Origin of the sequence: Aquirhabdus sp. (assembly GCF_046462495.1) — a bacterium.
In the GTDB taxonomy this organism is placed as follows: Bacteria; Pseudomonadota; Gammaproteobacteria; order Pseudomonadales; family Moraxellaceae; genus Aquirhabdus.
On sequence record NZ_JBKGVE010000010.1, the window covers coordinates 106150 to 119756 of the forward strand.

14 protein-coding genes and 1 pseudogene are annotated in these 13607 nt (G+C 44.5%); 6 read left to right on the top strand and 9 right to left on the bottom strand.

Annotated features, from left to right (window positions below):
- Nucleotides 1–87: 87 nt before the first annotated feature.
- Nucleotides 88–441 (top strand): DUF1304 domain-containing protein, encoded by a 354-nt coding sequence (locus ACLHG7_RS12525; RefSeq protein ID WP_410211617.1) that lies wholly within the window; start codon nucleotides 88–90, stop codon nucleotides 439–441.
- Nucleotides 442–464: 23 nt separating this feature from the next.
- Here ACLHG7_RS12525 and ACLHG7_RS12530 read toward each other — a convergent pair whose 3' ends face one another.
- The 4 genes from ACLHG7_RS12530 to ACLHG7_RS12545 form a co-directional block, all read right to left on the bottom strand.
- On the bottom strand, nucleotides 465–830 hold the full coding sequence (locus tag ACLHG7_RS12530; RefSeq protein ID WP_410211342.1) for a nuclear transport factor 2 family protein: 366 nt from the start codon (nucleotides 828–830) through the stop codon (nucleotides 465–467).
- Nucleotides 831–847: 17 nt separating this feature from the next.
- A complete protein-coding gene (locus tag ACLHG7_RS12535) occupies nucleotides 848–1282 on the bottom strand; it encodes a GNAT family N-acetyltransferase (protein WP_410211343.1) in 435 nt (144 codons plus the stop codon).
- 3 nt (nucleotides 1283–1285) lie between these two features.
- Nucleotides 1286–2773, bottom strand: coding sequence for a type II secretion system ATPase GspE (gene gspE, locus ACLHG7_RS12540; protein WP_410211344.1), 1488 nt, complete (start codon nucleotides 2771–2773; stop codon nucleotides 1286–1288).
- A gap of 132 nt (nucleotides 2774–2905) precedes the next feature.
- Nucleotides 2906–3703 (bottom strand): AraC family transcriptional regulator, encoded by a 798-nt coding sequence (locus tag ACLHG7_RS12545; protein ID WP_410211345.1) that lies wholly within the window; start codon nucleotides 3701–3703, stop codon nucleotides 2906–2908.
- A 204-nt stretch (nucleotides 3704–3907) separates the two neighbouring features.
- Between ACLHG7_RS12545 and ACLHG7_RS12550 the strand changes: the two genes are divergently transcribed.
- A complete protein-coding gene (locus ACLHG7_RS12550) occupies nucleotides 3908–4849 on the top strand; it encodes a DMT family transporter (protein WP_410211346.1) in 942 nt (313 codons plus the stop codon).
- Between the two features lie 80 nt (nucleotides 4850–4929).
- Here ACLHG7_RS12550 and trhA read toward each other — a convergent pair whose 3' ends face one another.
- Nucleotides 4930–5628, bottom strand: coding sequence for a PAQR family membrane homeostasis protein TrhA (trhA, locus tag ACLHG7_RS12555; RefSeq protein WP_410211347.1), 699 nt, complete (start codon nucleotides 5626–5628; stop codon nucleotides 4930–4932).
- A 281-nt stretch (nucleotides 5629–5909) separates the two neighbouring features.
- Here trhA and ACLHG7_RS12560 point away from each other — a divergent pair.
- Nucleotides 5910–7115 (top strand): annotated as a pseudogene (locus ACLHG7_RS12560) (multifunctional CCA addition/repair protein); the annotation flags it as partial.
- A 231-nt stretch (nucleotides 7116–7346) separates the two neighbouring features.
- Nucleotides 7347–7853, top strand: coding sequence for a DUF1993 family protein (locus ACLHG7_RS12565; protein WP_410211348.1), 507 nt, complete (start codon nucleotides 7347–7349; stop codon nucleotides 7851–7853).
- 49 nt (nucleotides 7854–7902) lie between these two features.
- Here the strand turns inward: ACLHG7_RS12565 and ACLHG7_RS12570 are convergent, their stop codons facing one another.
- The 4 genes from ACLHG7_RS12570 to ACLHG7_RS12585 form a co-directional block, all read right to left on the bottom strand.
- Entirely contained in the window at nucleotides 7903–8241 is a 339-nt protein-coding gene (locus ACLHG7_RS12570) for an FKBP-type peptidyl-prolyl cis-trans isomerase (protein WP_410211349.1), read from the bottom strand.
- A gap of 46 nt (nucleotides 8242–8287) precedes the next feature.
- Complete coding sequence (gene hemL / locus ACLHG7_RS12575; protein ID WP_410211350.1) at nucleotides 8288–9619, bottom strand: glutamate-1-semialdehyde 2,1-aminomutase; 1332 nt, start codon at nucleotides 9617–9619, stop codon at nucleotides 8288–8290.
- Nucleotides 9620–9788: 169 nt separating this feature from the next.
- On the bottom strand, nucleotides 9789–10589 hold the full coding sequence (gene dkgB, locus ACLHG7_RS12580; RefSeq protein WP_410211351.1) for a 2,5-didehydrogluconate reductase DkgB: 801 nt from the start codon (nucleotides 10587–10589) through the stop codon (nucleotides 9789–9791).
- Between the two features lie 103 nt (nucleotides 10590–10692).
- Nucleotides 10693–11865, bottom strand: a complete 1173-nt coding sequence (locus ACLHG7_RS12585; RefSeq protein WP_410211352.1) for an MFS transporter — start codon at nucleotides 11863–11865, stop codon at nucleotides 10693–10695.
- A gap of 98 nt (nucleotides 11866–11963) precedes the next feature.
- Here ACLHG7_RS12585 and ACLHG7_RS12590 point away from each other — a divergent pair, with 98 nt between their 5' ends.
- Both ACLHG7_RS12590 and ACLHG7_RS12595 read left to right on the top strand, forming a co-directional pair.
- Nucleotides 11964–12863: a LysR substrate-binding domain-containing protein gene (locus ACLHG7_RS12590; protein WP_410211353.1), complete on the top strand. Its 900-nt coding sequence runs from the start codon at nucleotides 11964–11966 to the stop codon at nucleotides 12861–12863.
- Between the two features lie 134 nt (nucleotides 12864–12997).
- Complete coding sequence (locus ACLHG7_RS12595) at nucleotides 12998–13579, top strand: TMEM165/GDT1 family protein (RefSeq protein WP_410211354.1); 582 nt, start codon at nucleotides 12998–13000, stop codon at nucleotides 13577–13579.
- Nucleotides 13580–13607: the final 28 nt, after the last annotated feature.

Genomic DNA, 13607 nt, shown 5'->3' on the forward strand with positions numbered 1-13607 from the left:
TACTGATTTGATTATGCTGCTCAAAGACCCGATGGGAAGTTGCTTTGGCTCCCATAAAAATATTGATTGCAAGGAGCAAGCATGATCATTTTAGCCAGCGTACTGATTGCACTTGTTGCCGCTTTACACTTCTACTTTTTAATATTGGAAATGTTTTTTTGGGATAAACCGTTAGGTCGGAAAGCATTTGGCTTAACCCCTGAGTTTGCTACGGCTTCAAAAGCGCTTGCTGCCAATCAAGGTCTATACAATGGATTTCTTGCGGCAGGTTTAAGTTGGGGAATTTGTCTTGGCGATGCCGGTTTCTCGATCAAATTATTCTTTTTAGCTTGTGTCATTGTCGCCGGATTATTTGGCGCACTCACTGTCAGTCGAAAAATATTCTTCATCCAAGCAGTACCCGCTATTTTAGCAGTGATCGCAGTATTTCTTTCCCATTAAAAGCATGTATGAGGTTCATACATTCACTTCAAAAGCTTCTGAGAACCTATTGCAAAAGAAGCTTTTTGAATGAGCCCATCAGTCACCTCATAAATACACATCATTTCAAGCGTTCCCTTCCCTTCAGGAAAATTACGAGTAATGCATTCATAGTCAATGACAATATTCCCCATAACGATACGTTGAAGTAACTCCGCATAAAGATCTGGCTCAGAAAAACGAACTACGATACGGGCTCGCATTTCCTCATGTCCAAATGCAAAACGCTCTCCATGCAACGTAAACTGCTCAGCAGTCAATGCATAAGTTGCAAGCCAGGCTGCTACATTCTTGGCGTTATACGCGTCTAGCTGTTGTTGCACTACCACTTCTGCTGAAGATATCGCCATCACCCGATTCTCTGTCGTTAAATCTGCATAGAAAAGACGATAGACGTCTTTGATTGTTCGAATCCAATACGCTGATAGAAACGATGTGCAGCCTCTCGTGTCACATTGGAGCGCACTCGAATTTGTCCTAAACCTTGATCGCGTGCCCATTGTCTGGATTGTGAGACGAGCTCAAGCCCGATGCCTTTACCTCGGAAACTTTGGTCAACGACCAAACCTCCGATTTCAGCAAATGGCGACGACTCGACACGATATGCAGTAAAAGTATGCACCCAGCCCACAACCCGACCATAAATCTCAGCAATTAAGACCTGCTGATCAAATTGGCTGAGAATCGTTTCAAGTCGTTTTAAGATTTCAGCAACTGTAGCGGGGTAACCCAATTGACGAGATAACTCCACTAATATTGCAGCGTCATCCAATTGGGCTTTACGAATAATCACATCTGGCATGACTTACTCGGCACGGGTGGCTCTCAATACTTCCTCAATCGTCGTTTTACCTAAAAGCACTTTCTGTAAACCGTCTTGACGAATAGAAGGAGCAATCGTTCGAGCCAGTTCTTCGAGCTCATGCTCGGCCACTTCACTATGGATCAAGCGACGCATGGCATCATCCACAGGCACCACCTCATAAATTGCCGTACGACCAGAAAAACCTGATTCATTGCACTTTTCACAACCGACAGCAATTGGAAGTTTGAGTGGATGCTCATGCTTCACGAGCGTAAATAAAGCCTCTTCATAATCATCTGCTTCACGCCATGAATGACAATGTGGGCATAAGGTACGTACGAGTCGCTGTGCGACCACCCCAATCAATGAGCTAGAGAGTAGAAAAGGTTCTATCCCCATATCTTTAAGACGGGTTACTGCACCAATTGCGGTATTGGTGTGTAGTGTGGACAAGACCAAATGCCCTGTCAGCGATGCTTGAACTGCTATTTCAGCCGTTTCTAAATCTCGAATCTCACCCACCATCACCACATCTGGATCTTGACGTAGCATCGCACGTAAACTACGGGCAAAGGTCATATCAACTTTGGTATTCACCTGCGTCTGGCCTATCCCTTCCAGTTGATATTCGATAGGATCTTCGGCTGTCAAAATATTACGCGTATGGTCATTCAAATCAGACAGTGCAGCATACAGGGTTGTTGTTTTCCCCGAACCAGTCGGGCCTGTGACCAAAATGATGCCATGAGGTCGATGAATCAGTTGAGTCAGTCGTTTGTAATCATCATCCATAAGCCCTAAGTGAGACATGTTTAAGCGCCCTGCTTGCTTATCCAGCAGACGCATCACAACACGTTCACCATGACTGGAAGGCAATGTTGACACGCGGACATCAACCTCACGCCCAGCCAGCCGCAAAGAAATACGACCATCTTGTGGGATGCGTTTCTCAGCAATATCGAGACGGGCCATGACTTTAATACGAGAAACAAGTAAAGGAGCAAGTTCACGACGTGGTTGAACAATCTCACGCAATTGCCCATCTACGCGCAAACGCACAGACAGTTTTTTCTCAAATGATTCAATATGAATATCCGAAGCATTTAAACGGATCGCTTCGGAAAGCAAAGCATTAATCAGGCGGATGATCGGTGCATCATCTTCTTGATCCATCAAGTCTTCAGCCTCAGGAACCTGATCCGCAAGGCTCAATAAATCATGGTGATCTTCAAGACCAGCAGCGACTTCTTGTGACTGTCCACTATCGCGAGAATAGGAACCCGCTAATAAACGGGTAAACTCATCATCGGTAACGGTCTGATAGGTTGATGGCGCACCAACCATACGCCGTGCTTCATTCAACGCAGGCAATGGCGCGTTTTGACGTAATACAATCGTCGTATGCTGACCGTCAAATTTAAGTAAAACGCCGTGACGTTTAGCAAAACTATAAGGAAGTTGGTTCGGTTGCTGATAAGGTAATTGCACTACATCGTCCATTGTGATTGAAGCATCATATCAGCGAGTGTACTGGAAGTAAGCTTTGATGTGAAATAGCTTTGTTATCCTTTTGGCAAAGCTTTAAGTCAGCGTAGCTGAAAATCACAATATCTGAGAAATTTAAGGCTGACGAATTTCCATATAACCTGTTTTACGCATTCGTTCAGGTGACATCCCTGTTAGCCGTTGAAACATGCTGATAAATGCCGAGGGAGTGCTATACCCGAGTTCAGCCGAGATATGTTGCACCGACCAACCTTCATCCAGCAAAGACATGGCACTGACCAACTTCAAACGTTGTCGCCACTCATTGAACGAAACCCCAAGTAGCTTTTGGCAATGCCGTAATAGGGTGCGTTCAGTCATGCCAAACTTTTCGGCCCAATAGGATGCACTATGTTTGTCACCGGGATTTTGTTGGAGCTGACTGAGTAAAGATGCAAGTGCGGCATCTCCTGTCCATGGTAAATAGCTTGAATAAGTAGGCGCCAGTCGTAATTGATCGATAAGGACTTGAGCCAATCTCAAGTCTTCTTGAGTTTCCGGATAGATCACATCTCGCATCGAAAAATCATTCACGATCGCACGGAATAAAGCACTCAGGGTTGCAGTACATGGCTTTGCTGAGATATTTGCACAAATATCTTTGGCAAGATAAAGCGTCACATAGTGAACTTCGCTACGATTGGTCCATTTATGTGGAATATCAGGGGGAATCCATAAACCGTATTGTGGAGGAGACAAATAGGGCTGCCCTTCAATCATGTATTCCATTACACCATTCAGTGCAAAGGATAACTCCCCCCAGGGTGACTGATGCTCAGAAATTGCAATGCCAGCCTCATAGCGCCGCACATGACACGCAATCGGGTATGGTAATTCCGGAGAAAGTCTCGCTTGTAGGTCATCTATTTGCATAATTTACTCGATCGATGGGTTGGTATTAGCACAACTAAAAACACACCACAAACCTTGTTATTGCTTACTAAATTGATATTTTTTCCATGCGGTCTAAACGATGTCTGAATACGACAACCAAATGTCTGAAAAAAACTATATCATTAAATAAAGACAAAATCTATGATTATGCAATCCCCACCACAAGCTTCAGAGCAGATCATTATGTCAGCTTCAGCAACCCCGTCAGTGCCGCTAAAATACATTGCACTCCCGATTATTACCGTCGCCATTTGGTCGATTAATATCATCGTGACGCGCATGGCTGCTGATGTCATCGAACCAATGGCGATCAGCTTTTATCGTTGGTTTGTGGCTGCTTTAATTTTGACACCCATCATGTTGCCTAAAGTATGGCGCACACGCCATATCATCCGTCCTCATCTTGGGAAGCTTGCAGTGCTGGGTTTACTGGGTATGGTCTTGTATCAAGGCATGGCCTATATTGCGGCACAAACGACAACCGCAACGAATATGGGCATTATTAATGCTTTTCTACCGCTCTTCACCATGATCGTGGGGATGATCGTACTCCGTGAACGACCTACTCTGTTTATTATCATCGGTGGTGCGCTATCACTATATGGTTTGGGCATGTTGCTCGGCCATGGTGACCCGTCTAGCTTGATCCGTCAGGGTGTACATCTGGGTGATGGCTTGATGGTGATCGGCTGTTTACTGTTCGCAATATATAGCGTATTACTCAGACTTTGGCGTCTGCCTATTGACCTCTGGTCAATTCTTTACATCCAAATTTGCGTCGCTGTTCTGGTGCAACTGCCTGTAGTCTTATTCATGGGCGGTGGCTCAGCATTGAATATCCATAATATTTCGTTGGTACTTTATGCTGGTATCTTTGCATCATTGCTCGCACCATTCTTATGGGCCCGCGCCATTCATCACCTAGGACCAAGCCGTACCAGCATTTTCATGAACCTGATCCCTGTATTCACTGCATTGATTGCTGCTGTGTTCTTAAATGAACAATTGCATTGGTACCATTTGATTGGTGGCATGTTGACCTTACTCGGTGTGATGCTTACCCAAGTCAATATCACTAAGATTAAGCTAATTCTTCATGGTCGAAGCTCTCTAAAAGTTAGCTAATCTCTCATCTAAATTTATGTATAAAAAAAGCCATCATGCTTTGAAGAGTATGATGGCTTTTTGATACTGAACGTCTAATTTTAAGGAATCACGAACTGCCAGATCGCAAGACAATGCAGGGCCGCGCCAACGAGTACAAAAATATGCCAGATCGCATGATTATAGGGAATCTTGTTAATGGCATAAAAAATCGTCCCGACGCTATAACTTACTCCACCTGCTATCAATAAATAAACCAATGGCATTTGTGCAACTTGATATAGTTGATAAATCGCAATGATTGAGAGCCAACCCATCATCAAATAAGTTGCAAGGGATGTTCTAGGGAACTTATCAATAAAGAAAATCTTAAACGCAATTCCCGCTACAGCAAGTGCCCAGATGATGATCAGCAGTACATCAGCCAATGTCGTTTTTAAGGTAATCATTAAAAACGGAGTGTAACTGCCCGCGATCAACAAATAGATTGCACAGTGATCTAAGCGGTTAAACATCGCCTTTCTCGCTGGATCAACTGCGCTATGATAAAGCGTCGAAGATAAAAATAACAAAATCATACTCGCGCCATACACAGCAACCCCAGCCACTTGTCCATCAGATAAGTGGGCAGTCGGCGCCGTTGCTTTCATTAGCATAAATACGCTTGCCACAATCGCAGCTAACATACCGAGGCCATGGCTCACTGAGTTTGCCACTTCCTCATACGGATAATGAGGCTCAAAAGGCTTCTCTTGTTCACTGATGCTACTGATTTCAGGACTACTTGGTTCAGTTTGCATAATCTTCCTTCAATAACGAATAACATAAGCCGCAATAGATACTGCCAATAGAACGATGCTTCAACAGTATCTTATTGATGAATAAAATAATTGGCTATTTTAGTGGGTTATAAATCTTGCACTAATTTAAGCAAACTTGTCTAGCTAAACTCGACAAGCAATTTGTATTCAAATTTAAAGCCTAACATCTAAGCGTTAAATTAATAACCAAATGATACCTTTTTTTACTTGTTAATAAGTTAATTCTGCACCATGCTCATGGCATAAAGAGGCTATTTCCCATGAACATTTATTTGGTTGGAGGTGCGGTACGGGATGCAATGTTGGGTCGCCCTGTAACAGAACGCGATTATGTGGTGGTCGGCAGTACTCCTGAGCAAATGGTCGAGCTTGGTTTTAAACCTGTAGGTTCTGACTTTCCCGTGTTTTTACACCCCAAAACACATGAAGAGTATGCGCTCGCGCGTACCGAACGTAAATCTGGTCAAGGCTATGGTGGTTTCACCTTTTATACCTCACCCGATCTTACCCTAGAAGAAGATTTAATCCGTCGAGACTTAACCATCAATGCCATGGCTCAGTCTGAAGACGGCACTGTGTTTGATCCCTTTAATGGTCAAGCTGATCTTGAGGCACGCGTATTGCGCCATGTCTCTGAAGCATTTGTAGAAGACCCTCTTCGAGTCCTTCGTGTTGCACGCTTTGCTGCACGTTACGCTGGGCTGGGCTTTACCGTTGCAGATGAGACCATTGCGCTGATGCGTAAGCTTGCAGATAGCGGTGAACTATCCGCATTAACTCCCGAGCGAGTTTGGAAAGAAACAGAGCGTGCGCTCGGCGAAGATCACGCAGAAGTTTATTTTGAAATCCTTCGTAAATGCGGCGCCCTTGCGGTATTGCTTCCAGAAGTCGATGCCTTATATGGAGTTCCGCAACGACCACAGCATCATCCGGAAATTGATACGGGTGTCCATACCATGATGGCGCTGCAGCGTGCCTGTGAGTATGGTTACTCCACTCAAGTCCGCTTTGCGACACTTTTGCACGACTTGGGAAAAGCACTCACACCATCAGAAGAATGGCCACGTCATGTACAGCATGAAGAACGAGGACTTGTGCCCGTCCGTGAAGTTTGTAGTCGTCTTAAAGTGCCAAGCAGTTACCGCGATCTTGCGGAGATTGTTTGCCGTGAACATTTGATGTGTCACCGCGTACTTGATTTAAGACCTGGTACTGTATGGCGTTTATTACAGCGCATTGATGTACTACGCAAACCTGAACGTGTTGAAGAATACATTCAATCCTGTTTATGCGATGCACGAGGTCGTTTAGGTTTAGAAACTCGAGATTATCCGCAAGCCGATTATTTGCGGGCTGCAGTCGTGGCCGTGCGAAAAATCCGGGCTGCGGATTTACCTGAAAACCTAAAAGGGTTAAGCATTGGAGAGGCCTTGGTTTCTGCACGGATTGCAGCAATCACTGCGCTCCCTGTGGTCAAACAAACCGAGTTGTCACAACTGCCTACCCCTGAACACGCTGATGAGTTTGTAGACGAAGCGATGCCGAATGCAGGTGTTCAATTTGCCCATTGATGCTATTCTAGCAACATGGGCTGTAATGATTCGATAGATGTAAATAACACTAAGCTCGCTATTTTATAGCGAGCTTTTTTCGTGAAAATCGCTTGTGCTTGATGATTTCATATTTAAGGATGTTTTATGACAACGCTTTATACTGCTTCTGTACCTGTTTTTAAACAACTACTGACCGCTTTAAAAAATGTCCTCACCATCGCAGAAACATATGCGACAGACAAAAAGATTGATCCTAACGTACTGCTGCAATCGCGCTTGTATCCGGACATGTTCCCTCTGGTGCGTCAGGTTCAAATTGCTGCTGACTTTGCAAAGAGTGTTCCCTCTCGCTTAGCGGGTATAGAAGTGCCCGCATACGAAGATAGCGAACAAACTTTTGCTGAGCTGCAAACACGCATTGATAATACCTTGAAAATTCTTGAAGGCATTACTGCGGCACAGATCGATGGAAAAGAGTCTTTGGAAATTGTCCTGCGTCCAGGTACACCAAAAGAAAAGAAACTGAATGGTGAAACTTATCTTCTGAACTATGGTTTGCCGCAGTTCTTTTTCCATGTGACAACCGCCTATGCAATATTGCGTCACAATGGCGTTGAGATCGGCAAACGTGATTTTATGGGTGCGTACTAAATTAAAAAAGGGTGCGCTAGCATTTGATCTGGCGCACCCTATCCATATTTCAATCATCTCTCGTTAATACTTCAAGCAATTCAATTTCAAAGATCAGATTGGAGTTGGGCGGTATTTTTCCCATTTGACGCTCACCATACCCAAAATGTGCAGGCACTAAAAGTTTGCGCTTACCGCCAACTTTCATCCCCATCAAACCCTGATCCCAGCCTTGAATGACACGTCGCGTACCAATCACACACTGAAAGGGCTGACCGCGATCATACGATGAATCAAACACAGTGCCATCTTCTAATTGACCCGTATATTGAGTCGTAATCAGCGCACCTTTGACACACGCCTTTCCCTCACCTACGAGCAAATCAATGACTTGAAGTTCATTACTCATGACGATAATTCCTTATCCCATCTTCTTGATTTTATATTGAATCAAATTAAGGACTTTCAACCAACTGCTTCACGCCCGCTTTCATTTCAGTCAATGTTTCTTGTGCCGCCACTAAAGTTTCCTCTAAATCAGCCTGACTATGACTACTTGAAATAAAGCCTGCTTCAAATGCTGAAGGTGCAAGATAAACACCACGCTTCAACATACCATGGAAGAACTCGCGAAATGCTGCGACATCGCAATGCGTCATGGCTTCATAGCTAGATAGATCTTTAGAGTCCGTAAAGTAAATCCCAAACATGCCGCCTGCTTGCTGGACTTGCAATGGAATACCAACATCATCAGCTATCGCTTTAAGACCATTCAGGAGGAAAGAAAGTTTCATTGATAATTGATCATAGAATCCTTCGGCACGGATCAATTTAAGCATCGCAATGCCTGCACGCATCGCCAGCGGATTACCAGACAGTGTCCCAGCTTGATACACCCCGCCCAATGGCGCAATACAATGCATGATTTCACTTTTACCACCAAAAGCACCGACTGGTAAACCTGCACCTATGATCTTACCCAATGTCGTTAGATCAGGCGTAATACCGTAATGTGCTTGAGCACCACCGAGCGCCACACGGAAACCAGTCATCACTTCATCAAAAATCAATACCGAACCAGCTAGGGTACATTCATCACGTAAAGTTTGTAGAAAGCCTTTTATCGGTAGTACCAAATTCATATTGCCGGCTACTGGCTCAACGATTACACAGGCAATCTGATCACCATATTCTTTAAAGCAGGCTTTAACGGCTTCAATATCATTGAAAGGCAGTGTCAGGGTATGTTGTGCTAAATCTTTAGGCACACCCAGTGAAGTCGGCACACCCAGTGTCAGCATACCCGAACCTGCTTTCACCAGTAATGAATCTGCATGGCCGTGATAGCAACCTTCAAACTTGATGATCTTATCGCGACCGGTATAGCCACGCGCGAGGCGAATGGCGCTCATACACGCTTCTGTACCAGAACTGGTCATCCGCACCATATCCATCGATGGCATGATTTCGCAGATCAAATCAGCAACTGTGGTTTCACTTGGCGTTGGTGCGCCAAAACTTAAGCCATCTGCTGCGGCTGCAATCACAGCTTGAACAATATCCGGATGTGCATGACCCAAAATCATCGGCCCCCATGAGCCAACATAATCAATATAGCGTTTGCCTTGGGCATCAAACAAATATGCACCACTCGCTTTTTGTACAAATACAGGCGTGCCACCGACGCCCTTAAAAGCGCGAACGGGTGAATTCACACCACCAGGGATATGGACACTGGCTGCATTAAAGAGAGATTGATTACTGGTAGCATCGGTCAAATTGGTCATAGCTTTTGGACTTAAGGATGAAGATAAAAAGATACGATAGTTTAACGTGTGGAGGATGGGTGATGTGAATAATTCACGGGAACTGAACAATAAGATGGCTATGTATTTATTATAAATCACTGAACGTTAAGCCAATGAACAACATTCATTGGCTTAGTAGATATTACCTTCAATCCCACTTTGGCGCAAAGTCAGGATTCACTAATCGCTCACCACGATCAAGCGCAGCAATCACCTGCATTTGCTCTTCACTCAATTTGATCTGATCGGCTTTCAAATTACTGATCAGATTCTCACGCTTGGTCGATGATGGAATGACAGTAAAACCTTGCTGAAGTAACCACGCCAATGACACTTGTGCCGGTGTCACCCCATAAGTCGCTGCAATCTGCTTCAGTACCGCATCTTCCATCACTGTGCCATAGGCCAAAGGCATATATGCCGTGATATGAATACCATGCTGACGCGCAAATTCAACGACTTTATGATTTTGCAGGAATGGATGAAGTTCAATCTGATTGGTAGCAATTTCACTTGCTCCGACCGTATCAATCGCTTGTTGCATCTGACTGATCGTAAAGTTAGAAACACCGATCTCTTTCGTCAGACCTTGCGCCTTGGCTTCTGCTAATGCAGCAACATACTCCGCAACAGGAAGTGCATCATTTGGTGATGGCCAATGAATCAGCGTCAAATCAAGTTGATCTATTTTAAGTTTAGTTAGGCTTTCTTTTAGGCTTGGAATGAGCTTGTCACGGCTCAGATTTTCAGTCCAAATTTTAGTGGTGATATACAGGTCGTTACGTGCAATACCACTTGTTGCAATCGCCTGACCGACTTCTGCTTCATTGCCATAAATCTGGGCAGTGTCGATATGACGGTATCCAACATCTAGACCATTGGTGACCGAGTCAATCACCACTTGATTTTTTAAACGAAAAGTTCCTAAACCTATTACGGGCATTTTCATCATATTTTCCTTTTACATTAAATGTTGAAGCGGATATCAAATTTGAATAGATTGTCTCAGCTCATGTCACTTTAAAAAGCTAAGACGATTGTGAAGAGAGACATTAAATACTGACATGTGTCTTTACAGGACGTTTATCGAGTAAGAGACTCCATACGGCAACGATAAAGCCGAAGACAGTGAGAAGTGCTGCCACCCAAGGCACAGCATTGAGTCCTAATTGATGGGTGATGACCAAACCACCAACCCATGCCCCCATCGCATTACCTAAGTTAAATGCTGCAATATTTAAACTTGAAGCGAGGTTTTGACCTTCACCATGGGCTTTCTCTAGTACGCGCATTTGAAGGGGTGCCACTGTTGCAAAAGCAGCGATACCCAGTAATCCCACAAATAAAACGGCAGCAATCTGATCGTGAATTGCAAAAGTCATAAAGCCCAAAACTACAGCCAAGAATACAAGTGAACCCAGTAATGTAGGCATCAAACGACGATCTGCGAGTTTGCCACCGATCAGATTCCCAATGATCATGCCACCACCAAATACCAGCAAGATTGGCGATACAGCAGCATCGGAGAAACCTGTGATTTTGGTCAGAATAGGCTGGATATAGGTATACAGTGCAAACACACCACCAAATCCAAATACGGTCATCAAGAGGCCTAGCCAAACTTGTGGGCGATGTAAAACAGTCAACTCATCACGTAACGAACCCAGTTCTTCACGCTCGCCATCTTTAGGAACAAAAATCGCAATGATCAATATGGCGAGCACACCAATCAACGCCACGGCCCAAAACGTTGCACGCCAGCCATAGTGCAAACCTAACCATGCACCAGCAGGTACCCCTAACAGGGTCGCAGCAGTCAGACCTGTGAACATGATGGCAATAGCCGAGGCTTTGCGATCAGCGGGAACCAAAGTCGTCGCAACCACTGATGCCACACCAAAGAAAGTACCATGCGTCAATGATGTCAATACGCGAGCCGCCATCAAACTATAAAAGTCCGGCGCAATTGCACAGGCAGCATTACCCAAAATGAAAATGACCATTAATGCTAGAAGCACTGTTTTACGTGGCATTTTTCTCGACAAAATCGTCAGGATCGGTGCACCGATCGCAACACCGAGGGCATAAGCGGAAATCAAGAGACCCGCGGCTGCAATTGAAACATGGAGATCAGCAGAGACTTGCAGGAGCAAACCCATGATGACAAATTCTGTAGTACCGATACCAAAGGCACCTGCAGTTAACGCTAATAAGGCAATGGGCATTTTTAAATGCTCCTTTTGATGTGATGACGCATTATCTATGGATTATATTTTTCTAAAAATACTATAATCTGCATAACATATTTGCATTTTAGTCAACAATGAAAACTACTCTTGAAGAACTACTGGCATTTCGTACCGTTGTAGACACAGGTTCTATCACTGCTGCAGCGGAGTCTCTAGGACAAACGGTGTCTGGGATTAGCCGAGCTTTAAGTCGTTTAGAAGAAAAACTTGAGACCACCCTGCTTAATCGTACGACTCGGCGTTTAGTACTGACTGAAGAAGGAATTGCATTCTTGAATCATGCTCGGAGCATCCTCGCTTCTGTAGATGAAGCAGAAGACCAAATTGCGATTCGTCGCCAAAAGCCAGCCGGACGTCTAAGGGTAAATGCGGCAACGCCCTTTATGTTGCATGTGATCGTGCCTTTGGTTGCTGAATTTCGTGAGCTTTATCCAGAAATTGAACTTGAACTGAATACTGATGATATCTTGATTGATCTACTCGCTCAGGACACGGATATCGCCATTCGTATCGGTACGCTTCGGGACTCAACGTTGCATGCCCGTGCTTTGCCCGTATCTCAGCGTTCGATTCTTGCCAGCCCCGCTTATTTGGAAAAATTTGGAGTCCCTCAAACAGCTGAGGAACTTTCCAATCACTGTCTGATTGGTTTTAATCAACCGGAACACCTTAACCAGTGGCCGATACGTCATATGCATGGCGATAGCTGGCAAATCACGCCGAGCATTCGGGCATCAAGCGGAGAAACTGTACGTCAGCTTGCACTCGCTGGCGTGGGGCTGGTGTGTATTTCAGATTTTATGACATTAGCCGATCAGCTACGCGGTGAATTAGTACAAGTACTCAAAGAGGAAACCATCTTAGTCCGTCAACCCATCAATGCAGTGTATTACCGCAATACACAATTGTCCGCACGCATCGTGTGTTTTCTTGATTTTCTGATTGAGCACATGAACCTGAATATCGAAAAATAACTTTTCTATTTTCCGTCATGGTTTGACAACACATAGAGTGAACCATAAAATCTCAGTTAAGAAATAAATAGATTTTCCGATTGCTTTAACCAAACGACTATTACATGTAACTATTTTTTTGAAGGAACTACAGCATGAACTGGGTTGCCTTCGCTTCCAGCTTTAGCACAATGCTACTTGTAGAGCTGCCAGATAAGACCTTAATCGCAACACTCATTTTATCAACCCGCTATCGAAAACTGCCAGTATTTGTCGGTGTTTGCCTTGCCTTTCTCGTCCAATGCATGCTTGCTGTCATGGCGGGTTCATTGCTGCGATTATTACCAGCCTATGTCGTCGCATATATTGTTGCAGCACTGTTTGCAATTGGGGCGGTCGTCTTATGGCGTTCAGCATCTGTTGAAGAGGATGACGATGTCAAATCAGTAGACACCACATCATCGTTTAAAATGACTGTAGTCTCATTTACGGTGCTATTTGCTGCGGAATGGGGAGATGCCTCACAGCTACTAACCGTGGCCTTGACTGCAAAGTATCATGCACCTTTAGAGGTAGGCTTAGGTTCCTGGTTGGCGCTGGTCGGTGTAGCCGCGCTAGCGATACTATTGGGTAAAGTCATCCAAGCCAAAGTACCACTGCATCTACTGCAACGGATTGCTGCAGTTGTATTTGCTGCATTTGCAGCGATTGCACTTTATACCGCAGTCATCCATTAAAGAACGACTATCCGACTGCACTTAAAGA